At 48.2% G+C, this 25,593-nt stretch carries 22 protein-coding genes; 7 read left to right on the top strand and 15 right to left on the bottom strand.

Annotated features, from left to right (window positions below):
- The first annotated feature begins 38 nt into the window (after nucleotides 1-38).
- Entirely contained in the window at nucleotides 39-467 is a 429-nt protein-coding gene (gene yciA / locus ACQKDS_RS11065) for an acyl-CoA thioester hydrolase YciA (RefSeq protein ID WP_399670015.1), read from the top strand.
- Between the two features lie 68 nt (nucleotides 468-535).
- Here the strand turns inward: yciA and tonB are convergent, their stop codons facing one another.
- Together tonB and ACQKDS_RS11055 are read right to left on the bottom strand one after the other, a co-directional pair.
- A complete protein-coding gene (tonB, locus tag ACQKDS_RS11060; protein WP_399670012.1) occupies nucleotides 536-1,288 on the bottom strand; it encodes a TonB system transport protein TonB in 753 nt (250 codons plus the stop codon).
- A 240-nt stretch (nucleotides 1,289-1,528) separates the two neighbouring features.
- On the bottom strand, nucleotides 1,529-2,182 hold the full coding sequence (locus tag ACQKDS_RS11055; RefSeq protein ID WP_399670009.1) for an epoxyqueuosine reductase QueH: 654 nt from the start codon (nucleotides 2,180-2,182) through the stop codon (nucleotides 1,529-1,531).
- Between the two features lie 169 nt (nucleotides 2,183-2,351).
- Between ACQKDS_RS11055 and ACQKDS_RS11050 the strand changes: the two genes are divergently transcribed.
- Nucleotides 2,352-2,648, top strand: a complete 297-nt coding sequence (locus ACQKDS_RS11050) for a YciI family protein (protein WP_399670007.1) — start codon at nucleotides 2,352-2,354, stop codon at nucleotides 2,646-2,648.
- Between the two features lie 105 nt (nucleotides 2,649-2,753).
- Here ACQKDS_RS11050 and ACQKDS_RS11045 read toward each other — a convergent pair whose 3' ends face one another.
- Complete coding sequence (locus ACQKDS_RS11045) at nucleotides 2,754-3,305, bottom strand: TetR/AcrR family transcriptional regulator (RefSeq protein ID WP_399670003.1); 552 nt, start codon at nucleotides 3,303-3,305, stop codon at nucleotides 2,754-2,756.
- A gap of 122 nt (nucleotides 3,306-3,427) precedes the next feature.
- On the opposite strand from ACQKDS_RS11045, the gene ACQKDS_RS11040 reads away from it, so the two are divergent.
- The gene (locus tag ACQKDS_RS11040) at nucleotides 3,428-4,900 is read left to right on the top strand and encodes an MFS transporter (RefSeq protein ID WP_399670000.1); all 1,473 of its coding nucleotides are present in this window, start codon (nucleotides 3,428-3,430) and stop codon (nucleotides 4,898-4,900) included.
- Between the two features lie 46 nt (nucleotides 4,901-4,946).
- On the opposite strand, the gene ACQKDS_RS11035 is transcribed toward ACQKDS_RS11040, so the two are convergent.
- Nucleotides 4,947-5,123 carry a YciY family protein gene (locus ACQKDS_RS11035; protein WP_399669997.1) on the bottom strand — a complete coding sequence of 59 codons (177 nt, stop codon included), beginning with the start codon at nucleotides 5,121-5,123 and terminating at the stop codon, nucleotides 4,947-4,949.
- 242 nt (nucleotides 5,124-5,365) lie between these two features.
- Here ACQKDS_RS11035 and cls point away from each other — a divergent pair, with 242 nt between their 5' ends.
- The gene (cls, locus tag ACQKDS_RS11030) at nucleotides 5,366-6,826 is read left to right on the top strand and encodes a cardiolipin synthase (RefSeq protein WP_399669994.1); all 1,461 of its coding nucleotides are present in this window, start codon (nucleotides 5,366-5,368) and stop codon (nucleotides 6,824-6,826) included.
- 55 nt (nucleotides 6,827-6,881) lie between these two features.
- The gene (locus ACQKDS_RS11025; protein WP_399669991.1) at nucleotides 6,882-7,205 is read left to right on the top strand and encodes an HI1450 family dsDNA-mimic protein; all 324 of its coding nucleotides are present in this window, start codon (nucleotides 6,882-6,884) and stop codon (nucleotides 7,203-7,205) included.
- A gap of 979 nt (nucleotides 7,206-8,184) precedes the next feature.
- Here the strand turns inward: ACQKDS_RS11025 and oppF are convergent.
- The 7 genes from oppF to ACQKDS_RS10990 form a co-directional block, all read right to left on the bottom strand.
- Nucleotides 8,185-9,186 carry a murein tripeptide/oligopeptide ABC transporter ATP binding protein OppF gene (gene oppF / locus ACQKDS_RS11020; RefSeq protein WP_399669988.1) on the bottom strand — a complete coding sequence of 334 codons (1,002 nt, stop codon included), beginning with the start codon at nucleotides 9,184-9,186 and terminating at the stop codon, nucleotides 8,185-8,187.
- Nucleotides 9,183-10,199 (bottom strand): ABC transporter ATP-binding protein, encoded by a 1,017-nt coding sequence (locus ACQKDS_RS11015; protein ID WP_399669985.1) that lies wholly within the window; start codon nucleotides 10,197-10,199, stop codon nucleotides 9,183-9,185. Before ACQKDS_RS11015 ends, oppF begins: the two co-directional genes overlap by 4 nt.
- A gap of 11 nt (nucleotides 10,200-10,210) precedes the next feature.
- Nucleotides 10,211-11,119 (bottom strand): oligopeptide ABC transporter permease OppC, encoded by a 909-nt coding sequence (gene oppC, locus ACQKDS_RS11010; RefSeq protein ID WP_399670280.1) that lies wholly within the window; start codon nucleotides 11,117-11,119, stop codon nucleotides 10,211-10,213.
- A 14-nt stretch (nucleotides 11,120-11,133) separates the two neighbouring features.
- Nucleotides 11,134-12,054 (bottom strand): oligopeptide ABC transporter permease OppB, encoded by a 921-nt coding sequence (gene oppB / locus ACQKDS_RS11005; RefSeq protein WP_399669982.1) that lies wholly within the window; start codon nucleotides 12,052-12,054, stop codon nucleotides 11,134-11,136.
- An 81-nt stretch (nucleotides 12,055-12,135) separates the two neighbouring features.
- The gene (gene oppA / locus ACQKDS_RS11000) at nucleotides 12,136-13,773 is read right to left on the bottom strand and encodes an oligopeptide ABC transporter substrate-binding protein OppA (protein WP_399669979.1); all 1,638 of its coding nucleotides are present in this window, start codon (nucleotides 13,771-13,773) and stop codon (nucleotides 12,136-12,138) included.
- A gap of 145 nt (nucleotides 13,774-13,918) precedes the next feature.
- A complete protein-coding gene (locus tag ACQKDS_RS10995; protein ID WP_399669976.1) occupies nucleotides 13,919-15,556 on the bottom strand; it encodes an ABC transporter substrate-binding protein in 1,638 nt (545 codons plus the stop codon).
- A gap of 688 nt (nucleotides 15,557-16,244) precedes the next feature.
- Entirely contained in the window at nucleotides 16,245-16,889 is a 645-nt protein-coding gene (locus ACQKDS_RS10990) for a YchE family NAAT transporter (protein WP_004962365.1), read from the bottom strand.
- A 513-nt stretch (nucleotides 16,890-17,402) separates the two neighbouring features.
- Here ACQKDS_RS10990 and adhE point away from each other — a divergent pair.
- Complete coding sequence (gene adhE / locus ACQKDS_RS10985) at nucleotides 17,403-20,075, top strand: bifunctional acetaldehyde-CoA/alcohol dehydrogenase (RefSeq protein WP_399669972.1); 2,673 nt, start codon at nucleotides 17,403-17,405, stop codon at nucleotides 20,073-20,075.
- Nucleotides 20,076-20,456: 381 nt separating this feature from the next.
- On the opposite strand, the gene ACQKDS_RS10980 is transcribed toward adhE, so the two are convergent.
- A complete protein-coding gene (locus ACQKDS_RS10980) occupies nucleotides 20,457-21,041 on the bottom strand; it encodes a thymidine kinase (RefSeq protein WP_399669969.1) in 585 nt (194 codons plus the stop codon).
- 688 nt (nucleotides 21,042-21,729) lie between these two features.
- Between ACQKDS_RS10980 and hns the strand changes: the two genes are divergently transcribed.
- The gene (gene hns, locus ACQKDS_RS10975) at nucleotides 21,730-22,137 is read left to right on the top strand and encodes a histone-like nucleoid-structuring protein H-NS (protein WP_004962351.1); all 408 of its coding nucleotides are present in this window, start codon (nucleotides 21,730-21,732) and stop codon (nucleotides 22,135-22,137) included.
- A gap of 121 nt (nucleotides 22,138-22,258) precedes the next feature.
- On the opposite strand, the gene ACQKDS_RS10970 is transcribed toward hns, so the two are convergent.
- Genes ACQKDS_RS10970 through galU form a run of 3 tightly spaced genes read right to left on the bottom strand, consistent with a single transcriptional unit; the run spans nucleotide 22,259 to nucleotide 25,585 of the window.
- A complete protein-coding gene (locus ACQKDS_RS10970; RefSeq protein ID WP_399669966.1) occupies nucleotides 22,259-23,269 on the bottom strand; it encodes an NAD-dependent epimerase in 1,011 nt (336 codons plus the stop codon).
- A gap of 10 nt (nucleotides 23,270-23,279) precedes the next feature.
- Nucleotides 23,280-24,623, bottom strand: coding sequence for a UDP-glucose dehydrogenase family protein (locus ACQKDS_RS10965; RefSeq protein ID WP_399669963.1), 1,344 nt, complete (start codon nucleotides 24,621-24,623; stop codon nucleotides 23,280-23,282).
- A gap of 44 nt (nucleotides 24,624-24,667) precedes the next feature.
- The gene (galU, locus tag ACQKDS_RS10960) at nucleotides 24,668-25,585 is read right to left on the bottom strand and encodes a UTP--glucose-1-phosphate uridylyltransferase GalU (RefSeq protein ID WP_399669960.1); all 918 of its coding nucleotides are present in this window, start codon (nucleotides 25,583-25,585) and stop codon (nucleotides 24,668-24,670) included.
- Nucleotides 25,586-25,593 lie beyond the last annotated feature (8 nt).

The raw sequence follows: 25,593 nt of genomic DNA, 5'->3' as shown, positions 1-25,593 counted from the left end.
CAAGATAATATGAATCACTTAGCAAAAAGCAGACTGCAATGACACAACAACGACCTTTACCCAGTGGAGAACTGGTGCTGCGCACACTGGCTATGCCAGCGGATACCAACGCAAATGGCGATATTTTTGGCGGCTGGCTCATGTCGCAGATGGATATCGGGGGTGCCATTCAAGCCAAAGAGATAGCTGAAGGCCGCGTGGTAACCGTACGTGTGGACGGCATGACCTTCCTGAAACCTGTCGCCGTTGGCGATGTCGTATGCTGCTATGCCCAGTGCATCCGCAGCGGCCGCAGTTCAATCACAATCAATGTCGAGGTATGGGTCAAAAAAGTCTCTTCTGCGCCAATCGGCCAACGCTATCGCGCCACTGAAGCAGTATTCACCTATGTTGCAGTGGATGATGAAGGCAACTCGCGGCCACTACCGGACGGTAAACGCAATTTCCGCGTTGGTTTTGCAGAGTAAGCCAAACACAAGATCGTAAAAGGGTCGCTAAGTTAGCGACCCTTTTATGTTTAAAACGCCGTAGCAAATCAATTCACTGAAGCGCTGCCATCCAGTTTAAATTGGATATTGACGATCAGATCTTTCCCTTGTTTAGCTTGATAGCGCCATTTTCGCATTGCCTGCTTCACTGAGCGCTCAAACATATTACGCGGTTGCGCAGACAGAATACGCACATTACTAACACGGCCGTCGCTGTCTACGTCGAACTGCACTCTGACCTTCCCTTCAATCTGTAACGCTTGGGCACGCGCAGGATACAATGGCGAAACACGGCTGAGCGGTTTAGGCCCCAACTCTTGAGAATTGCCAGTAACCGGTGCTGACGGCGCTTGCTTTACCGGTGCCTTCGCGACCGGTTTAGCCTCAGCATCATTTTCAAACGGAGACGGAGCGCGGGGCTCCGCTTTTTTCGGCTCACGTTTTACCGTTTTCTCAACCTTGGGTTTTGGCTTTGGTTTCGGCTTGGGCTTCACTGGCTCCGGTTTTGGTATCGCTTTCGGCACCGGCGGTGGCTCAGGGATTGGCTCTGGCTCGGGTTCAGGCTGCACTTCAGGCTCGGGTTCCGATTCCGGTTCAGCGGGCGCTGGCGGCGGCGGTTCAGCCAATGCCGCAGTATTAACCATCATGACACTGATAGGCGCATCCTCTGGCCTCGGCAAATCCATGACCTCTTTAACCGAAGCATAAAGTAATGCTGCCACCAAGGCACTGTGTAAGCCAACGGAGAGGACAATCGGCACTGACAAACGGCGAATAAGGAACATCTTTTTTTGCGGCATAATGATTCTGTTTCCTCTGGTGCGCCAAGTTTAAATGCAAATAGCAATCATATTCAATAACGAAAAGTAAACTATCGCTTTAATCGCCATGATTCGTTGCTTTTACCAGCACCCCGCCGCAAAACGTAACCTTCTGTTAGCTTTTTCTTACCGCTAATTATCCTATTATTAACTACTCACCGTCACGGCCAACACCACAAAAAAACCCGCCGCAGCGGGTTTTCTCTGGGGAATATCCCCTTATTCATCATCACCGTAATATAACACACCAAGCTTAATCAACGGCCGCCCCTGCGCTTTGCGGTGTAAGTTGGTATCTCGCAGTGAGTAAACGCAACCACAATATTCTTGTTGATAGAAACGCTCGCGCTTACTGATTTCGATCATCCGTGACGCGCCACCCTTCTTGCGCCAATTGTAATCCCAATAAACCAGGTCAGGATATTTCTCTGCCGCTCGCATACCGCAATCAGTGATTTGCTGCATGTTTTTCCAACGTGAAATACCCAACGAGCTGGAAATGGCGTCATAACCATGTTCATGCGCGTACAGTGCCGTGCGCTCAAAACGCATATCGAAACACATAGTGCAACGGATGCCACGCTCAGGCTCATTCTCCATGCCTTTAGCGCGAGCAAACCAATTGTCGGTATCATAATCTGCATCAATGATTGGCACGCCATGCTGCTCGGCGAAGCGGATATTCTCATCCTTGCGCAGTAGATATTCTTTTTGCGGATGAATGTTGGGATTATAGAAGAAAATGGCGTATTCAATACCCGACGCCTGAATCGCCTCCATTACTTCGCCGGAACAAGGCGCACAACAAGAATGCAGCAACAATTTGCGCTTTCCCGTGGGCAAATTCAGTTTCTCTCTCACCAGTTCCGTCATTTTCTCTCCCCATATCATTCGCTATCCTAACCGCGCCGGCGGCACTATACGAATAAAAAGTAGCGCCTTCAAGGCATAAGCGCCATCGCCAGTAAAAAGCATTTCTTTGGCATAAAATTTACGCTACTTTAAAAACCCTGTTCTATAGTAATGATTTAAAAGGTGAAAAATGCTTTATCTAATCTACGCGCAAGACGAACCAAACTCACTGGAAAAACGTTTGTCCGTACGCCCCGCTCACCTTGCTCGTCTGCAAGCCCTGCGAGATGAAGGGCGTCTGCTGACCGCAGGTCCTAACCCAGCCATCGACAGCAATGATCCAGGCAGTGCTGGCTTTAGCGGTTCAACCGTGATCGCTGAGTTCAGTTCGCTTGAGGCCGCCGAAGACTGGGCAAAGCAAGATCCCTATGTAAGCGCAGGCGTGTACAGTGACGTAGTAGTAAAACCGTTTAAGCAGGTTTTTTAGGCGGCCAAGCCAGCTTGTAAGGCTGGCTAAATAGTTTATTTATGTTTTCTGTCGGAGAAATTGACTCTCTTGCACCACTCAATAGCCTCTGTGAGGCTAGAAAATTCACTTCGCTGCCGCGTCGAGAATATAGTGCTGCATATCGTCGAATATCGATTCCCATTCCTGTTGTTCAATATCCATCAAACCAAAAAAACGCAGCATAAACGCGCCTTCAGTGGCGAGGAAGGCCAAACGGGCGCGCCTCCCCTCCTCGGTGGTCAAATCCAGTCGCTCGATGCGCTCTCGATACCATTTGCGGGTGCTGGTCAAATGTTCCGGAGTCTGGATCAACGCGGCCATCAACCCGGCGGCCTTGGCACTTGAGGCCTGATCGGAACTTCGCGTCGCTTGGCTATGTGCCCGAACGGTGGTTAATGGCGAGGGATCCTGACCCGCAATCTGGTTAAACACCTCATCATAGGCTTTACCCCAACGATCGTACATCGCATCAATTAGCGCATCTTTGCTACCAAAGCAATACTGAACGCCACCTTTAGAAATACCCATGGCTTTCGCCACCGAATCAATGGTTAATCCCGCAGCCCCTTGGCTGGCAACAATCTCTTCAGCAACATCCAATACGCGGTCGCGATCGATGCTTCGTTGACGTCCCATTGATTATTCCTCTTTTCAATACGTACGTATGGATTTATATTATAGCCAATTACCGTTGGCTTACCACCAGTTAGGCATAAGCGCAGCATTCGCCGCGTTGCTTTCTTTAAGTGGGACATATTATGCACGCAAACAATCGCTGGTTGATCCTGGGCTTGATCTCCAGCGCACTTTTTTTAATCGTCATTGACATGACGGTACTGTATACCGCTTTGCCGCGTTTAACCCAGGCGCTAGATGCAACTGCATCAGAGAAATTATGGATCGTGAACGCCTATCCATTGGTTGTCGCCGGTTTGCTCCCCGGTGCAGGGATGCTCAGCGATCGAATGGGGCACAAAAAATTATTTATTGCCGGTTTACCCGTGTTCGCTATTGCGTCATTGTGCGCCGCCTTCTCTATCAACGCCGAAGGGTTGATCGCATCACGCGCATTTTTGGCGGTGGGTGCCGCCATGATGATGCCTGCAACATTATCTATCGTTAGACATGTTTTCACTGAACCTGGTGAGCGTGCCCTGGCGATTGGTATCTGGTCTGCGGTTATCTCGGGTGGGGCTGCAATCGGGCCGATAGTCGGCGGGATATTGTTAGAGTATTTTTGGTGGGGTTCGGTCTTTCTAATTAACGTGCCTATCGTCATGATAGTGCTGCCATTTGCTTGGTGGTTAATTCCTCACTGCGGCGGGGAGAATACGCGCCCCTACGATGTGACGGGGTCAATGCAAATCATGATCGGCCTAGTTGCTATCATTTATGCTTTGAAAGAACTCAGCAAAACGCAGCCTTCATTGCTGGCGCTAACGATAGCCGGTGCACTCGGCATACTGTTCCTGACGTTGTTTATTCGCCGCCAGCGACGCACTGAATTCCCTATGCTTGATTTCTCTCTGTTTCGTAATCGGCTTTTTGCCAGCGGGGTCGCGGTGGCCATGCTGACAATGGTCGCCCTAGTGGGCATAGAGTTGGTCTTGAGCCAACGTTTGCAGCTAGTTTCTGGCCTCACCCCGTTGCAGGCTGGGTTGTTTATTATGCCCATTCCTCTCGCCTCTGCCCTTGCAGGCCCACTAGCGGGCCTGTTATTGCCACGCTGGGGGGAACGGCGGGTGATTTTAGGCGGTTTCTTACTAACAACCTTAGCTATCGCCGGTTTAGCGCTGAGCTATCAGACGGCCCCAGTGTGGCAGTTGGGGTGGCTGTTTATTGCCGGTTTCGGGTTGGGTGGCGCCATTACCGCCGCGTCCACTGCTATTATGCTCAACGCACCGGAGGAAAAATCCGGTATGGCCGCGTCGATCGAAACGGTTTCTTATGAATTGGGCGGGGTACTAGGCATCACGTTACTCGGTGGTTTGATGACAGCCATGTATAGCCACAGCCTTCATCTGCCAGCGGATATTACCGTTTCTGATTTAGCCTATGATAGCCTGGACGAAGCGCTGCGTCTGGCAACCACCTTAGGCAAGGAAAGTGCCGATAAACTGATCGCACTGGCTCACGCCGCTTTCGATCGCGCATTCTTAGGGGTATTGACCGCAGCCGGCTTGCTGATGGCACTTGGTGGTGGCGCATTAACCTTGGCAATGCGTAAATAATACCGTAGCTCAATGTAAACAGTCCCATAGCGGGACTGTTTTCGTGCTACCACTCGCAAGAGACAGTAAACAACAATGCGCGACGATGTTGATCATCCAAACGTCGCCTCACCCGAATAATATGCCGATTGCTGCATGATTGACGTTCCAACCAACGGTGTCTGCGACGTTGAGTTTGACGCAACATTCGCCAACGAGCCACTTCATTTCTACTGCGTTTCATAATTTTTGCCACTTATACTTGCGATGCCGACGGCTGGCATTATAGACATTTCTAGGTGTGATCCAAGTCCACGATTCACCGCCAAGCTTGTACGTCAATATCCTAAAATGATGTTTTTACTTTCGCCAAGTGCCTTAAGACAATCATATTTATGTCACTTAACTCTCGGTAAAGGGTTTCCCCATTTGAGTTCTGTGCGTACACTCATTGTTGGTGGCTTGCGAACGGGATTTTTCGCCTTTATGACAACATTTTATACCGTAATCAGTTGGCTCTTAGTATTCGGCTACTGGCTGCTTATTGCCGGGGTTACCCTACGTATCTTGATGAAACGCCGCACGGTGCCTTCAGCCATGGCTTGGTTGCTGGTTATCTATATTCTGCCGCTGGTCGGCATCGTGGCTTATTTATCTTTTGGCGAATTGCATCTGGGCAAACGCCGAGCCGAACGCGCAAAAGCGATGTGGCCTTCCACCGCCCGCTGGCTGAATGAATTAAAAGAAAGCCGCCGTATATTTGCTACAGAATACAGCGAAGTTGCACAACCTCTTTTTCAGCTGTGCAATCGTCGTCAAGGTATTGATGGCGTAAAGGGCAACCAATTGCAATTGCTGACCACCACCGACTCGACGTTAAAAGCCCTGATTCGCGACATCGAACTGGCGCGCCATAATATCGAAATGGTGTTCTATATTTGGCAACCGGGTGGGTTGGTCGATCAAGTCGCAGAATCACTGATGGCTGCTGCGCGCCGAGGCGTACATTGCCGCCTGCTACTGGACTCAGCCGGTAGTCTGCAGTTCTTCCGTAGCCCGTATCCCGGCATGATGCGTAATGCAGGCATTGAGGTTGTGGAAGCGCTGAAAGTGAATCTGTTTCGCGTTTTCCTGCGCCGTATGGATTTGCGCCAACACCGCAAAGTCGTACTGATTGATAATTATATCGCCTACACCGGCAGCATGAATATGGTCGATCCGCGCTATTTCAAACAAGACGCGGGCGTAGGGCAATGGATTGATTTGATGGCGCGGATGGAAGGGCCGGTAGCGACGACTATGGGTATCGTCTATGCCTGTGATTGGGAAATAGAAACCGGTCGCCGCATTTTGCCGCCACCGCCAGACATGAACATCATGCCGTTCGAACAGGAAAGTGGCCACACCATTCAGGTGATTGCCTCCGGGCCGGGCTTCCCGGAAGAGATGATTCATCAGGCATTGCTCACAGCCGTCTATTCTGCGCGTGAGCAGTTGATTATGACGACCCCCTACTTCGTTCCAAGCGACGATCTACTGCATGCCATTTGTACCGCAGCGCTGCGCGGGGTTGAAGTTAGCATCATCGTACCGCGTGATAATGACTCGATGATGGTTCGTTGGGCCAGCCGTGCATTCTTCTCCGAGTTATTGGAAGCCGGCGTGAATATTTATCAGTTTGAGGGCGGCCTGCTCCACACCAAGAGCGTGTTGGTCGATGGTCAGTTGAGTCTGGTTGGCACCGTCAATCTGGACATGCGTAGCCTATGGCTAAACTTCGAAATTACCTTGGTGATCGATGATGACGGTTTCGGCAGCGATCTTGCCTGTGTTCAGGAAGATTACATTGCACGCGCCAAACTGTTAGAAGCCAGACAATGGCAAAAACGTCCATTCTGGCATCGTATCGTCGAGCGGCTGTTTTACTTTTTTAGCCCGCTGCTGTAAATGATGATGCGAGCGTGGTTTAATAATGCCAAATCATTCGTTGTCAGGATTTTTTATGGATTTGAATAACCGCCTTACAGAAGATGAAACGCTGGAACAGGCATACGATATTTTCTTGGAGTTAGCTGGCGATAATCTGGATCCGGCGGATATTTTACTGTTTAACCTTCAGTTTGAAGAACGGGGTGGTGCCGAGTTGTACGATCCATCCGAAGACTGGAGCGAGCATGTAGATTTCGATCTGAACCCAGATTTCTTTGCGGAAGTCGTTATTGGCTTGGCCGATTCCGATGGCGAACCCATCAATGATGTATATGCTCGCGTTTTACTGTGCCGTGAAAAAGATCACAAGCTCTGCCATATCTTATGGAAAGAATAAATTCGTTCTGTATGTAAACGAATCTGCCGTTCGGCTCAACCTGAGCGGCATGACTTATTGCTTTGTAACACCATTCTTCTCTCATTGACTTATTCGCTCTGAACACCCTTTCCTCTTGTATTGGTTAATGGTCCGAGCCATCCCCCCGCTTAAGATGACCAGTTAGTTTCACCGCCCCCTCCTCGAATCCGTTGCCACCGGGCATCGTTCGCTGCGCTTTTAAGACAATATGCCCCGGTAACTGATATTTTGACTTCATTGCCACGCGTAGGGATCGAACATGTTTGCCACGTTCCAAACGCAAAGCGATATTAACCGGCGCGGCATGCCACGCCCCTACTAAAGTGAGCAGGTACGATTAAGTCAGGTTGCAGGTAAATTAGGCTCGCTGCTGAACCATAGCGATAGAACATTGAGCGATATTAACCGGCGCGGCGTGCCACGCCCCGACTAAAGTGTACGGGTATGATTAAGTCAGGTTGCGGGTAAATTAGGCTCGCTGCTGAACCGTAGCGATGGAGCATTGAGCGATATTAACCGGCGCGGCTGCCACGCCCCTACTAAAGTGAGCAGATACGATTAAGTCAGGTTGCAGGTAAATTAGGCTCGCTGCTGAACCATAGCGATGGAGCATTGAGCGATATTAACCGGCGCGGCTGCCACGCCCCTACGAAAGTGAGCAGGTACGATTAAGTCAGGTTGCGGGTAAATTAGGCTCGCTGCTGAACCATAGCGATAGAACATTGAGCGATATTAACCGGCGCGGCATGCCACACCCCTACGAAAGTGTGCGGGTATGATTAAGTCAGGTTACTCACAAATGAGGTGCTCTGCTAAAAGGTAGGGGCGAACATGTTCGCCCCTGAACCGATGACTTCACAGCGCGTTTACGTTCTGCCGCGCTGATAATCACCGAAATACCGATATAGCAGACAAAAGCGTTGATGCCTTCGCCGTTTAACTAATTTTTATTTAACGTTTACAACGGATCCACTTTCAAACACGATACCGCGTGCAAGAAGCTCCCCTCCAATAACGGCCGTGTTTTCGCACATTCCGGCCCGGCAATCGGGCAGCGAGTGCGGAACACACAACCTGACGGCGGATTAATCGGCGATGGCAACTCCCCCTCCAGCAACTGGATCTGCTTTACCTGCTCTTTGTCGGGATCGGGAACCGGCACCGCAGACATCAGCGCTTTGGTATAAGGGTGTTGTGGATTATGGTACACCTCATCATAGGTGCCCAACTCCACGGCGTGCCCCAAATACATGACCAGCACGCGGTCAGAAATATGCTTCACTACCGCCAAATCGTGAGCAATAAAGATCAACGACAGACCCATTTCGCGCTGTAGTTGCTGCAACAGATTAACCACTTGCGCTTGAATGGACACATCTAGAGCGGAAACGGGCTCATCACAAATAACCAGTTTGGGTTCCAGTATTAATGCCCGCGCAATGCCAATACGCTGACATTGGCCACCAGAAAACTCATGCGGATAGCGGTTAATCAAGTTAGGCAGCAGGCCAACTTTCAACATCATCGCTTTAACTTTGTCTTTCACTTCCTGGCGCGGCATTTTGGGATAGTAAGTGCGCAACGGTTCAGCAATGATCTCGCCGATGGTCATGCGTGGGTTAAGCGACGCCAACGGGTCCTGAAATATCATCTGAATATCGCTGCGGGTTTTGCGCCAGTCAGCATCGTTCATACCCAGCAAGTCTTTGCCTAACCACGCCACTCTGCCACTGGTCGCTTTCACCAAACCAATAATGGCACGAGCAAATGTCGATTTACCGCAGCCGGATTCCCCCACGACGCCCAGTGTTTCACCTTCGAACAAGCGCAACGTTACGCCATCAACCGCCTTGAGGGTTTTCGGTGGCTGCCAAAACCACTGTTTATCATCGTAAATGTCGAAGTGCACTTTAAGATCGGCGACTTCAAGCAACACTTTCTTTTCAGTTGCGGTATTCATGCCAATGCCTCCAACGGTTTGAAACAAGCGCGCAAGCGTCGGTCGCCAAATTGCTCTAACGGCGGTGTGCTGGCGCACTGCTCCATGGCGTAAGGACAACGCGGTTGGAACGGACAGCCTTTCGGCAAACGCAGCAGGTTGGGTGGATTACCAGGAATGGTCATCAAGGATTCACCTTCAGCGTCTAAACGCGGGACTGCATTGAGCAAACCTATCGAGTACGGATGGCTCGGATGATAAAATACATCACGCGCGCTACCGTATTCCATGGTACGACCGGCGTACATCACCAACACCTTATTACAGATGCCCGCAACCACGCCTAAATCATGCGTAATCATAATAATGGCCGTGTTGAACTCACGCTTTAATTCATTCAGCAACGTCATGATTTGCGCCTGTACCGTCACATCCAATGCGGTCGTCGGTTCATCGGCAATCAACAGTTTTGGCCGGCACAGCAATGCCATCGCGATCATAACGCGCTGGCGCATCCCGCCAGAGAATTCATGTGGATACATACGCATGCGTTTACGCGCTTCTGGCATTTTCACCGCATCCAACATACGCACCGACTCTTCGAATGCTTCACTTTTACTCATTTTTTTATGCAGCATCAGCACTTCTATCAGTTGCTCGCCAACGCGCATGTAAGGGTTAAGTGAGGTCATTGGGTCTTGGAAAATAATCGAAATCTCTTCCGCTCGCAGTTTATTGAGCTGATTTTCGGGCAGGTTGAGAATTTCACGGCCGTTGAATTTAGCCGAACCGCTAATGCGGCCATTACTGGCTAGCAAGCCCATCAGAGCAAATGCGGTTTGTGATTTACCTGAACCCGACTCACCGACGATACCAAGCGTTTCGCCCGCGCGTAGATCGAAATTGAGATCATTAACCGCGGTGACATCGCCATCCGGAGTAGCAAACGTGACACGCAGATCCTGGACATCTAATAAGGGGGATGCTTGTTCCGCATGGCTCGTTGGGTCTTGGGGGGTTTCAATCGTGCTCATGGTACCACTCCTTAACGATCTTTCGGGTCGAGGGCATCACGCAAGCCATCGCCGATAAAGTTGAAACAAAATAGAGTGACAACCAAGAAGCCCGCAGGGAACAACAGCAGCCACGGTGACACTTCCATCGAATTAGCGCCATCGCTCAGCAATGCACCCCAACTGCTCAAGGGTTCCTGCGTACCCAGCCCCAAGAAACTGAGGAAAGATTCGAACAAGATCATACTCGGCACCAATAGCGACGCATACACGACAACCACACCCAGCACATTCGGCACAATATGGCGCAATACAATATTGCGGGTGGAAACCCCGCCGACCAGCGCCGCTTCAATAAACTCTTTGCGTTTCAAACTCAGCGTTTGTCCACGCACAATACGCGCCATGTCTAACCACGACACCATGCCGATCGCCACAAAGATCAGCAGAATATTCTGACCGAAAAAGGTGACTAGCAGGATCACAAAGAACATGAACGGAAAGGAGTTGAGGATCTCTAATAACCGCATCATCACCGAGTCGGTTTTACCGCCAAGGTAACCGGAAAGCGATCCGTAGAGTGTACCAACGACGACCGCCACCAGCGCTGCGGCTATGCCCACCATCAACGAGATGCGTCCGCCGATGGCCACACGCACTAATAGATCGCGGCCGGAGGAATCCGTACCGAAATAGTGCGAGCTCGCCAAGTCTGGCGCCGCAGACATCATCTCCCAATCGGTATCGTCATAGGTAAATTGTGACAGCCAAGGTGCTACAATCACAAACAACGCGATCAATACCAGTACAAACAGGCTGCTGACGGCTGCACGGTTATTCATAAACCGACGGCGCGCATCTTGCCATAAGCTACGCCCTTCTACTTCGAGCTTTTCGCTGAAGTTTTCCAGAGCTTCGCTGTTCTTTTTAGTCAACATTATTGGCGTGCTCCAGCTTAATAACGAATTTTTGGATCGATTACGGCATACAGCACATCAACGATCGCATTAAACAAGATCGTCAAGCCCCCCACCAAAATGGTCAGGCTCAGCACCAGCGAATAATCACGGTTTAGTGCACCATTCACAAACAATTGCCCGATCCCCGGTAAACCGTAAATAGTTTCAATCACCATTGATCCGGTAATAATGCCGACAAATGCGGGCCCCATGTAGGACAATACGGGCAACAATGCAGGCTTTAATGCATGACGGAAAATAATGCGACGCATCGGCAAACCTTTAGCGCGCGCGGTACGGATAAAATTGGAATGCAGCACTTCAATCATCGAGCCACGCGTGATACGCGCAATGCTGGCAATATACGCCAATGATAATGCAACCATTGGCAGAATCATGTATTGCAGCGCGCCACCATTCCAACCACCGCCCGGTAACCACCTCAAGGTAATCGCAAACACCAGTACCAACAGAGGAGCAACCACGAAGCTGGGTATTACTACCCCGGTCATAGCAAACCCCATCACCGCATAATCCCACTTGGTATTTTGTTTGAGCGCCGCGATCACCCCTGCGCTAACGCCAAACAGCACCGCCAAAATAAATGCTGCAGCCCCTAACTTGGCCGATACAGGGAATGAACCCGCAACCAAGTCATTCACCGAATAATCTTTGTACTTAAAGGAAGGACCGAAATCGCCATGCGCAAGCTGCACTAAATAATGGCCGTACTGTTTCCAGATTGGATCATTTAAATGATATTTCGCTTCAATATTGGCCAAGACTTCCGGCGCTAATGCCCGCTCACCGGTAAACGGGCTGCCAGGCGCTAATCGCATCATAAAAAATGAAATGGTAATAAGAATGAATAATGTCGGGATCGCCTCTAGCAGGCGTCGAAGTATAAATTTGAGCATTGCCCTAACCCTGTGCTTTAGCCTGATAACGGCTTATTATTTTTTACTGAGCCGCTGGCATCGCCAACGGCCCTCACCGCATCAATGCTTGATAATGTACAAATTCTTGCTATAGACGTTATCTAACGGGTCTTTACCGGTATAACCACCAACGTAAGGCTTCACTAAACGGGCGTTAACGTAGTAATAGACCGGAACGATAGCCGAATCTTTATCCAACTGAACTTCGGCTTTTTGATACAGCGCGGCACGCTCGTCTTTGGTTTTGGCCGTCAAGACATCAGCCATCAGGCGATCAAAGGTTTCACTCTTATAGTGAGGCGTGTTACTGCTGCTATCCGACAACATCATATTGAGGAAGGTGCTCGGTTCATTGTAATCAGCACACCAGCCAGCACGGGAAACATCGTAGGTTCCTTGATGGCGCGTATCCAAGAAAGTTTTCCACTCCTGATTAACCAGCTTGACGTTAACGCCCAAGTTTTGCTTCCAAATGGACGCGGCCGCGATAGCGAGTTTTTTGTGTAAATCGGACGTGTTATACAGCAGGCTGAAGGTCAACGGCTTATTCGGGCCATAACCGGCTTCAGCTAATAACTTCTTCGCTTCTTCGTTACGTTTCTCTTGCGTCCAACCAAACCATGCCGGTGGTGTCAGTTTGGCACCATCAGTATACGGCGGAGTGAAGCTATAAGCGGGCAGGTCACCTTGATTCTTCACTTTGTTAACGATGATGTCGCGATCCAGCCCTAACTTCAGCGCTTCGCGCACGCGAGCATCAGTAAACGGGGCTTTCTGGTTGTTTATTTCGTAGTAGTAAGTACAAAGATACGGATCAACATGGACTTCCTGAGGAATATCCTTTTTCAATTTCTGGAACAACTCGATCGGCATGTTGTTATAAGTCATATCGATTTCGCCGGTGCGATAACGGTTAACGTCCGTCACTTCAGAGGCAATAGGCAGGAAGGTCACTTTATTAATGATGGTATTCGCATTATCCCAATATTCAGGGTTGCGCTCTAGAACGATACGTTCATTGACCACCCAGTCTTTTAATTTGTAAGCGCCGTTACTCACGTAGTTTTCTGGCAGGGTCCACTTCTCACCAAACTTTTCTACGACGTCTTTATTCACGGGTTTCATCGCGTAGTGTGGCGTCATTTCAACCAAGTACGGCACCGGTTCGGTCAATGTCACTTGGAAGGTATGATCATCAATCGCTTTCACACCCAGCGTGGATTTATCTTTTTTGCCGGCAATAATATCGTCCACGTTTTCTACGTGCGCGTATTGAAGATAACTGGCGTAAGGTGACGCCGTATTCGGATCAACCAGCCGCTGCCAGCTATAAACAAAATCTTGCGCCGTGACTGGCTGACCATTCGACCATTTCGCATTTTTACGCAGATGGAAAGTCCACACTTTGTAATCTTTATTATCCCAACTTTCCGCTACGCCGGGTTTAATTTCCCCATTCACGCCGTTATTGGTCAGCCCTTCGATCAAATCACGGGTGACGTTATTCTCTGGCACCCCTTCAATTTTATGTGGATCCAGCGATTGCACTTCAGAACCGTTGTTTCGGACGATTTCTTGTTTCTCGGCCAGCTGTACACCTGACGGCACCACGGCCGCAAATGCACTTCCCGCACTGGCGATACCGAGCGCGGCAATAATGCCCGCAGCCAGCAATGTTTTTTTCGTGATGTTGGTCATTCATATACTCCAGTTTTTATTATCACAGATTCATCATGGAACCTGCGTTGCCCGTTAGTCAGGCTTTGTTTATTCGACCGCTGCGGAACGAATGCAGCAACCGAACGCCCCATATTACTCACGCCGTTGGCGCGGTGTAATACCCTCACTGCTTGATGATGTATAAGTTCTTCACATCGATGTAATCCTGCGGATCTTTCCCGGAGAACCCACCCACCGTCGGCTTAATCAAACGTGCGCTGACGCGATAATAAACCGGGATTAATGCTGAATCTTTATCCAATAAATTTTCCGCCTGCTGATAAATGACGGCACGCGCGTTGGCGTCCGGCGCCTGCAAACTGGTCGCCATCAGCGCATCAAAAGAGGCATTTTTATAGAACAGGGTATTATTGCTGCTGTTTGAAAGCGCCAGATTGAGGAAGGCGCTTGGCTCATTATAATCGCCGCACCACGTTGCTCGCGCCACATCGAATTGGCCTTGGCGACGACTTTCTAATGACGTTTTCCATTCCTGATTTTCCAACGTGACATTCGCACCAAGGTTTTTCTGCCACATTGAGGCTGCGGCAATCGCCTGCTGTTTATTCTGATCTGACGTGTTGTAAAGCAATTTAAAGCTAAGTGGTTTAGCCGCGTTGTACCCCGCCGCTGCTAATAGCTGCTTGGCTCGCTGGTTACGTTGTTCTTGCGTCCAACCTGCCCATGCTGGCTGCGTGAAGTGACCGCCTTCGGTAAAGCTCGGCGTGAAACGGTAAGCAGGAATCTGCCCTTGCCCCATAATCTTGTTGGCGATGATATCGCGGTCGAGCGTTAACTTAATGGCTTCACGAACGCGAGCATCGCTAAACGGCGCACGTTGATTGTTAATTTCATAATAGAATGTACAGAGATAGGGATTAACGTGCAGTTGGTCAGGGATGTCGCGCTTCATCTTGTTAAACAACGTGGGCGGGATAGCGCTGTTGGTGATATCTATCTCACCACTACGATAACGGTTTACGTCACTGACCTCAGACGCTATTGGCAAAAAAGTGGCCTGCTCAATAACCGTCGCCTTATTATTCCAATAGGCGGGATTACGTACCAGCACAATACGTTCATTCACTACCCAGTTTTTCAACCGATAAGCACCGTTACCTACGTAATTTTCAGGCAGCGTCCACTTATCGCCAAACTTCTCAACCACCGATTGTTTGACCGGCTTCATTGAGGTATGAGTGAGCATACTCAGCACATACGGCACAGGTTCGCTTAAGGTAAGTTGCAACGTGCGTTGGTCAATAGCCTTGACTCCCAACGCATGCGGGGACTTTTTCCCACCGATAACCTCATCGGCATTTTCAACTTTTGCGTATTGCAGGTAACTGGCGTAAGGCGAACCAACGTTAGGATCAGCCAACCGTTGCCAACTGTAAACGAAATCTTGGGCGGTAACGGGCGAACCGTCACTCCACACCGCATCCTTTCGTAAATGGAAAGTCCACGTTTTGAAACCGTTATTTTCCCAACGTTCCGCGACTGCTGGCACAACGTGGCCATTGGCATCGGTACTGACCAAGCCTTCCAACAGGTTAAGAATAATATTACTTTCAGGATTGCCCTCGACTTTATGGGGATCCAGTGAAGCGACTTCTGAACCGTTATTAATCACAATGTTCTGCTGCTGCGCTAATTGTACACCGACAGGCACGCTAGCCGCGTTAACCGCATGACTCACCGTTATGCTTGCCAGGACGGCGATAAGAACGGATAAAGGTTGACGTTTCAAGGGATACTGCATCGTCGTGGCTCCTTTTTACCTACAAGTATGGTTTATTGATCTTTGTGAAGTATTTATAAGAATTCTAATTAAACGGATACCAGCAAAAATCATTCCCACTTGCTCGCAGTCACACGAATTAACCGTAGGAAAGCAGCTCGAAAATTAGCAGATGCAAAAATTCATAGCCAATGTTTTTTACAAAAATGTTAAGTAATTCTCTTTTAGCCAGTGAAACCCCAAACCACACTACGCGAGAAGCCACTCGACGTTACAATCTAAGTTATTGATTAAAATTAACATAATATAAAGCAAGGCCGCCGTGACGTTATCGTTTAAGTAACAGAAGCCAACAAGCAAACATTTATTTAACAAATTAGGCTAATGAAGAATAAATGCCTATCTCATGGGGATTAATCACTAATAACATCTGGATTGAAGCCAGACAAGCCCCATAGAATCATGTGACTAAATTAACAGCAAAATGGTAACAAAACCGAAGAATGAGGTGGAAAAAGGATAAGAAAAGAGCAAAAAATAACGCGAAGCGCGCATATCGAGCAATAGAGGCGGATTTATGCCATAAAACAGTGCATCTGCCGATAGACTCGCCATTATATGCACTGTATTAATGCGAATTACTAAATTGATTTAAAATTTAAAATTTATTTTACTTACGAATCATTCATTGCGCAGCCCACAGAGTGACTCACAACAATCCAGGGAAAATAGCTTTGATACCAGTAACAATAAACTCGATGCCTAACGCCATCAATAATAGCCCCATGATTCGCGTAATAACGTTAATTCCCGTCTGCCCCAGCAATCGCACCAATAATGGCGCGGCCCGGAACAGCAACCAACAACAGAAGGCGAAAAGCGCAATCGCTAGCGTAAAGCCCAACAGGTTTTGCCAGCTGTGGTAACGCGAGCTCCAAACAATGGTCGAACTGATCGCCCCCGGTCCTGCCATCAGCGGCAAAGCCAGTGGTACCACACCAATGCTTTCACGAATCGCACTCTCTGATTTTTCCTGCTTGTTCTGTTTATCTTCCCCTAATTTGCCACTGATCATCGACATAGCAATGGTTACGACCAAGATGCCACCGGCAATGCGAAACGAATCAATTGAGATCCCGAATAGATGCAATATACCTTCACCCAGGAACAGCGACGTCCAAAGAATGATCGCTACCGACAGGTTGGCAGTCAGGTTGGTTTTATTCCGCCCCGCTTCAGCCTGATAGCTGGTCATACTGATGAATACCGGCAGAATACCTACCGGGTTGACCAGTGCAAAAAGGCCAACAAAAAATTTTATGTAGCCGGAAAAGTCCAACAGAGATTGACCCACGAATAACTCCGCATGAATAGCTTTATCAAAGAGAGGTTGCCTACGCGCGCTAATGTAATAGAAATGGCATGGGTAATCCATCAGCTAACAGCAGCATTTTCACTCCGGGATAGTAATGTGAATTGATGGTTACACAGCGGTTAACCCAACGTACCATCAAACATTGATTATGTTACGACATACCTGACCGAACACTTAAATGAGAATTAATCTCAAAAAAGCATTGCTGAATGGAGTCAGCTTGCATTTTTTATGATTTAAATCACAAAATAACTACTCAAGAATAGTTAAGCTCTTAGTCGTAGTCAGGGAGTAGAACCAACGAGGTAAGCCCGTTTCTATACTGACTTCTACCAGCCTCACGCTTGGTAAAGCTCTTTAAGTAAATCAGCAGTATATGCAGCTAACTATCGGAAATTATTTGTGTTTCATCACATTTCCTATCGGATTGTCTATACTGGTTGCTCGCACGGCTTATTTACTGAAAGAGTTTAACATTATCAGGAGAGCACCATGGCTGTAACAAATGTCGCTGAATTGAACGAGCTTGTTGCACGTGTCAAAAAAGCCCAGCGTGAGTATGCCAACTTCACCCAAGAGCAAGTTGATAAAATCTTCCGCGCTGCTGCCCTCGCCGCCGCCGATGCACGCATTCCCTTGGCTAAAATGGCCGTCGAAGAATCCGGTATGGGCATTGTTGAAGACAAGGTTATTAAAAACCACTTCGCTTCTGAATATATCTACAATGCCTACAAAGACGAAAAAACCTGCGGTATCCTGTCTGAAGATGACACTTTCGGCACCATCACCATTGCTGAACCCATCGGATTGATCTGCGGTATTGTTCCCACAACTAACCCTACCTCTACCGCAATTTTTAAGGCACTGATTAGCCTAAAAACCCGAAACGGCATTATCTTCTCTCCGCATCCCCGTGCGAAAAACGCCACAAATAAAGCCGCAGATATTGTACTGCAAGCAGCGATCGCCGCAGGTGCGCCAAAAGACATTATTGGTTGGATTGATGAGCCTTCCGTTGAATTGTCCAACCAACTGATGCATCACCCTGACTTGAACCTGATTCTGGCAACCGGTGGGCCTGGCATGGTGAAGGCAGCCTACAGTTCAGGTAAACCCGCCATTGGCGTAGGTGCAGGTAATACTCCAGTGGTCGTTGATGAAACGGCTGACATCAAACGCGTAGTGGCTTCTATCTTGATGTCGAAAACCTTCGACAGCGGCGTAATTTGTGCCTCTGAGCAATCCGTTATCGTGGTCGACTCCATCTATGAAGCCGTTCGCGAACGCTTTGCTACTCACGGCGGCTACATGCTTCAAGGCAAGGAACTGAAGGCCGTGCAGGATATCATCCTGAAAAATGGCGGGCTCAATGCCGCCATTGTCGGGCAATCCGCAGTGAAAATTGCTGAAATGGCCGGAATTAAAGTCCCAGCCAGCACCAAGGTACTGATCGGTGAAGTGAAACTGGTTGACGAATCTGAGCCATTTGCTCATGAAAAACTGTCACCCACGCTGGCAATGTATCGAGCCAAAGACTTCGAGGATGCCGTTAGCAAAGCGGAAAAACTGGTAGCAATGGGCGGTATCGGTCACACATCTTGTCTGTATACCGATCAAGACAACCAGCAAGAACGCATCGCTTTCTTTGGCGACAAGATGAAAACTGCGCGTATTCTGATTAACACCCCGGCCTCTCAGGGGGGAATCGGTGACCTGTATAACTTTAAACTCGCTCCGTCTCTGACGCTGGGTTGCGGCTCATGGGGGGGGAACTCCATCTCCGAGAACGTTGGTCCAAAACACTTGATCAACAAGAAAACTGTAGCGAAGCGAGCAGAAAACATGTTGTGGCATAAACTTCCGAAATCTATCTACTTCCGCCGCGGCTCATTACCGATTGCGCTAGAAGAAGTGGCGACCGACGGTGCCAAACGCGCATTCATCGTGACTGACCGTTACCTGTTTAACAACGGTTATGCCGACCAAATCACCAAGGTGCTCAAATCACATGGCATTGAAACCGAAGTGTTCTTCGAGGTTGAAGCCGACCCAACGCTCAGCGTAGTACGCAAAGGTGCCGAGCAGATGAACTCCTTCAAGCCGGACGTGATTATCGCGTTAGGCGGGGGTTCTCCGATGGATGCTGCTAAAATCATGTGGGTACTGTACGAACACCCTGAGACTCACTTCGAAGATTTGGCATTGCGCTTTATGGATATCCGCAAACGTATCTATAAATTCCCCAAAATGGGCGTTAAAGCGAAAATGGTTGCGGTTACCACCACCTCGGGTACCGGTTCTGAAGTTACGCCATTCGCCGTAGTAACCGACGATCAAACAGGCCAGAAATATCCGTTGGCCGACTACGCGTTGACTCCCGACATGGCAATTGTCGATGCCAACTTGGTCATGAACATGCCAAAATCACTGTGCGCGTTTGGCGGTCTTGATGCGGTTACCCACGCTCTTGAAGCTTACGTGTCAGTACTGGCGAACGAGTACTCCGATGGTCAGGCACTGCAAGCATTGAAACTGCTGAAGGAATATCTGCCAGCAAGTTATAAAGAAGGTGCGAAAAATCCGGTAGCACGTGAACGCGTTCACAATGCTGCGACAATTGCCGGTATTGCCTTTGCTAACGCCTTCCTCGGGGTATGTCACTCGATGGCTCACAAACTGGGCTCCGAATTCCACATTCCGCACGGTTTAGCCAACGCAATGTTGATCTCCAACGTTATCCGTTATAACGCTAACGACAACCCAACCAAGCAGACCGCATTCAGCCAGTATGACCGTCCGCAGGCTCGCCGTCGCTATGCTGAAATCGCCGATCACCTCGGTCTTTCTGCGCCTGGTGACCGTACCGCGCAAAAAATTGAGAAGCTGTTGGTTTGGCTTGACGAGATCAAAGCAGAGTTAGGTATCCCGGCTTCCATCCGTGAGGCTGGCGTGCAAGAGGCTGATTTCTTGGCTAAAGTCGATAAGCTGTCTGAAGACGCGTTTGATGACCAATGTACCGGTGCCAACCCTCGCTATCCACTGATTGCTGAATTGAAACAAATCATGTTGGATACCTTCTACGGCCGCAAATTTAGTGAATCTGAAGATGAGGCCGGCGCTACAGCACCGGTGGCGGCTAAAGCGGAAAAAAAAGCAAAGAAGTAACGGTATGTTGAACTCATAAAACCCACAAAAACCGTGATACCCTCATTTAAGCGATGTGTATGACGGTTGGGTTTAGATATCTAAACAGCCCTCGGCCATTAAGGTCGGGGGCTGTTTATCAATATCCATCCTTATAACTTTATCAATCCTGTAGCAATATCTTGAAGTGTGTCCCGCCAGCCCCCTTTCGCTAAAAATTTTTGTTCCATTGTCAGAAGCCAATCCCAGTTTAAAATGAAATCTGTTGGCAACGGTTATACGCCGCTAATGAATAGGCAAAAGAAACGGCTCCCTACAGGGAACCGTTAGTTTGAAAAATCGAAGGGAAGAGTCGTTATCCATTATTGTCTAAGGTGGCTAACGCAACATGCCACTAACGGGTTACTCTATCGCATGCATCGCTTCTTTATAATGCTTGCGACACACTGAAACGTAACTTTCATTACCACCAATCACCACCTGCTCGCCGGCTTGCATCGCCTGGCCACTCTCGTCGAGCCGCAGCACCCTATTCGCTTTGCGACCACAATGGCAGATAGTTTTCAATTCAACCAACTTATCCGCCCAGGCTAGCAGATACTGGCTGCCACCGAACAACTCACCGAGGAAGTCGGTACGAAGCCCATAACACAGTACGGGGATATCCAGTTGATCTACCACCTCACACAGCTGCCCCACCTGCTCTTTAGTCAGAAACTGACTCTCATCCACTAAAACGCAATGCACTGGCTGTTGCTGGTGTTCTTGATTAATCATAGCGAACAATGCCGTCTGATCATTATAGAGTTGTGCCTGCGAGGACAGCCCTATTCTTGAACTGACCTTGCCGACACCAAATCGGTGATCGATCTCGGCAGTAAATACTAGTGTACGCATACCACGTTCTTGATAATTATATGAAGATTGTAATAACGCGGTAGACTTACCTGCATTCATAGCAGAGTAATAAAAATAAAGTTGAGCCATGGGTCAGCAATTCCAATGGTATAAGAAATATTCAAATAGATGTCTGCGGATTAAGTATATCATAAGGCACAGACCAGCTCAGTAGCTTGTCGGCAATAGCTTTCCCGCTCGCGGTAAGGTTTCGAATGAAACATATAGCAATGAAAGAATGTGTTCGCATCTATTCCCCCCTCAACTGCGATTGAATCATTAATAAATGCTAATGATTTGATAGCGACATTAAAGCGATGATCTATCCCCCTTACGGAGTCACTTCATCGAATAGATGAAACCTCTCTCCTTACGTAAATATGCCCTCACGCAAACACAATTTTTTATAAACAGACTTACTTATCAGCGATGACTGGCACTATCTTTACGAATATACCCTTAGTATTTACAATGTTTGCCTACGTTCAGTCGCGGATTGTGCCCACAAAATTTCATCTAATATTGCTTCAAAACACAATTATATCTAGGTGATGAAAGAGCGTTAGCGAAAAAATTCATACTGCGACTGTTGAAAATTTGGCTTAAAAACCCCAGTATTAAAACTGAACATAAACCGTGATATTCTCCAAATGATTCCGGTTAATGGTTTTTAAACGAGTAAATTTTAGTATTCATAGCAATTTGGCTATTGCAGAAAAGAAAATAGCACTCTATTATTATCCAGACGCCCCCACCAATATAATTTGAGACTAGTACAATGAGCGAAGCATTAAAGATTTTGAACAACATCCGTACTCTACGCGCACAGGCAAGAGAATGTAGCCTGGAAACGCTGGAAGAGATGCTTGAGAAACTGGAAGTTGTTGTGAACGAACGTCGCGAAGAAGACAGCCAGGCTCAAGCAGAAATTGAAGAGCGCACACGTAAATTACAGCAATATCGTGAAATGCTGATTGCTGACGGTATTGATCCTAACGAACTGTTGCAAACAATGGCTGCCAATAAAGCAGCGGGTAAAGCTAAGCGTGCTGCACGCCCAGCAAAATACCAGTATAAAGATGAAAATGGCGAAATGAAAACCTGGACTGGCCAGGGCCGTACTCCAGCAGTTATTAAAAAAGCTATTGAAGAGCAAGGTAAGTCTTTGGACGATTTCCTGCTGTAATGGCAATATAATTACACATCTTAAAGGCTCCTTATGGGAGCCTTTTTGTTTTTGCTTCAACCGTACGATAACGTAATAAAAAGGGGCAAAAGCCCCTTCATTTCCTAATAGGATTGTTGGTTTACCGCACGTTGTAAAAGGTCTTATACCAGCTTACAAACTGCGCTACCCCTTCCTGTACGCTGGTTGTCGGTTTAAAACCGATATCGCGATAGAGCTCAGCAGTATCTGCACTGGTATCTAAAACATCACCAGGCTGCATTGGCAGCATATTCTTACGCGCCGTGATACCTAACGCTCCCTCTAACGCACTGATATATTCCATCAGCTTCACTGGGCTACTATTGCCGATATTATACACATGATAAGGTGCAGAACTGGTTGCTGGCGCCCCCTGCTCTACAGTCCAGTTATCATTCGTTTGTGGGATAACATCCTGCAAACGTACTATCGCCTCAGCGATATCATCAATGTAAGTAAAGTCACGGTGCATCTCACCATGGTTATATACATCAATGCTATCACCCGCCAATATCGCCTTAGTGAATTTAAACAGCGCCATATCTGGACGCCCCCAAGGGCCATAAACGGTAAAAAAGCGCAAACCGGTAGTTGGCAGACCATATAAGTGCGAATAGCTATGTGCCATTAGTTCATTCGCTTTTTTAGTCGCCGCATACAAAGACACCGGATGGTCAACAGAGTCTTCCGTTGAAAATGGCAACTTACGGTTTAATCCATAAACAGAACTGGATGAGGCATACAACAAGTGCTCAACTTTATTATGGCGGCAGCCTTCCAAGACGTTTAAATGCCCGATCAAATTTGAGTCAGCATAAGCCATCGGATTTTCCAACGAATAACGTACCCCGGCTTGTGCGCCGAGGTGTATTACACGTTGAAATTGCTGCTCAGCAAATAACTGAGCCATACCTTCACGGTCAGCTAAATCCAGCTTAATAAATTGAAAGGCCGGTTTCCCGGCCAACAAGTCAAGACGCGCTGTTTTCAAACTAACATCATAATAATCATTTAGATTATCGATACCAATAACCTGATGCCCTGCGGCTAACAGTCGCTCAGCGACATGATAACCAATAAATCCAGCTGCGCCCGTAACCAAGAATTTCATGTTTACCCTCTTAGAGGACCGGTTGCACCGATGCACCCCGACCAATCGCATAATAAGTGAAACCGCGACTCTCCAGACGTTCAGGATCATACAGGTTGCGTCCGTCGAAGATGACCGGCTGCTTTAAAGCTGACTTGATTATATCAAAATCCGGGGCGCGGAAATTCTGCCACTCAGTACAGATGACCAGTGCATCGGCCCCCTGCAACGCGGCTTCTTTGGTCCCCATCAGTTTCAGATCGTCGCGGTGACCGTAGATGCGCTGCGCCTCATTCATTGCCTCTGGATCGTAAGCCTGTACCGACGCACCTGCCGCCCACAGCGTCTCCATCAACACCCGTGCGGAGGCTTCGCGCATATCATCGGTGTTTGGCTTGAATGCCAAGCCCCACAGCGCGAAGGTTTTTCCACTCAAATTTTCACCGAAGTAATGTTTGATAAACTGGGTAAGTTTGTATTTTTGCTGATAGTTCACCTGTTCCACAGCCTGTAACAGCTTTGGCTGGTACCCGATGTGTTCAGAGGTACGGATCAGCGCCTGAACATCTTTAGGGAAGCAAGAACCACCATAGCCGCAGCCAGGATAAATAAAGTGATAGCCAATGCGTGAATCAGAACCAATACCCTGACGGACTTTCTCGATATCTGCACCAAGCAATTCAGCCAAATTGGAAATTTCATTCATAAAGCTGATTTTTGTCGCCAACATACAGTTAGCGGCGTATTTAGTCAGCTCCGCACTGCGGATATCCATCAAGATTATACGATCGTGATTGCGGTTAAATGGCTCATACAATTCGCGAATCGGTTCGATCACATCTTTATTGTCAGTACCGATAACAATACGTTCAGGGCGCATACAATCGGCAACTGCAGCACCTTCTTTTAGAAATTCAGGGTTGGATACCACATCGAATAGCACATTGCTGCCACGTTTTTGTAACGCTTCACTCATCACTTGACGTACTTTATCTGCGGTGCCGACCGGTACCGTAGATTTGTCGATGACCACCTTACGTTCGGTCATATGCTCTGCAATGGTGCGCGCAACTGCGGTTACGTATTTTAGATCGGCAGAACCATCTTCGTCAGGAGGGGTGCCAACCGCAATAAACTGAATAGCACCATGAGCCACACCCGCTTTCGCATCAGTACTGAAATGTAGGCGACCAGCTTCAAAATTCTGCTGCACCAGCGGTGTCAAGCCGGGTTCAAAAATAGGGATATTACCTTTTTTTAGATTTTCAACTTTTTGTTCGTCGACATCAATACACATAACGTCATGACCAACCTCAGCCAATACCGCAGCCTGCACCAGACCAACGTAGCCAATACCAAAAACTGTTACTTTCATGGGAAAATCCTAGTTTTTCAAATTAAGACGAAAGATAGAGAGATTTATTTTTTTTCAGCGGCGACCAGTTGTTGTAGCCACTGGGAAAAATCCTTACCTAAGCTGGCGTGACGCAGTCCATACTCGACAAATGCCTGCATATATCCCAGTTTATTGCCACAGTCATGGCTCATGCCTTTCAAATGATAAGCCTCAACCGGTTCTTTTTGCATCAGCATGTCGATAGCATCGGTTAATTGAATTTCATCACCCGCTCCCGGCGGGGTTTTAGCAAGCAATGCCCAAATATCAGCGGAAAGTACATAACGACCGACAATGGCTAAATTAGACGGTGCTTTATCCAGTGATGGCTTTTCAACCACGCTCACCATCGGTGCACTTTCCCCTGGCTGCAAATCATAGCCTTTGCAATCAGCCACACCATAGCTGCTGACATCTTTATGAGGTACCGGTTCAACCATAATCTGGCTGATGCCGGTTTGTTCAAATCGCACTAACATGTCATGTAAATTGTCTTTACTCAGATCGGCGCTATATTCATCTAAAATAACGTCTGGCAATATGACGGCAACCGGCTCATCCCCCACCATGGGATAAGCACACATCACCGCGTGCCCAAGACCTTTCGCTACCCCTTGGCGCACTTGCATTACCGTCACACCTTTTGGGCAGATAGATTGCACTTCATCTAATAGCTGGCGTTTAACTCGCTTTTCAAGCATCGCTTCGAGTTCAAAGCTGGTGTCAAAATGATTTTCAATCGAATTTTTGGAGGAATGTGTCACTAAAACGATTTCGTTGATTCCTGCCGCAATACATTCATTTACGACATACTGGATCAGTGGCTTATCTACCAACGGCAGCATCTCTTTAGGAATAGCTTTTGTCGCTGGCAACATCCGAGTTCCCAATCCCGCAACCGGGATCACCGCTTTTCTGACTTTACGATTTAAAGCAGACATTATTTCCT

It is taken from the genome of Serratia sp. NPDC078593 (assembly GCF_050268245.1).
Lineage (GTDB): Bacteria > Pseudomonadota > Gammaproteobacteria > Enterobacterales > Enterobacteriaceae > JBNNGK01.
The sequence above is the reverse complement of the archived record's forward strand: the minus strand, read 5'-3'. Positions and strand labels throughout refer to the sequence as shown.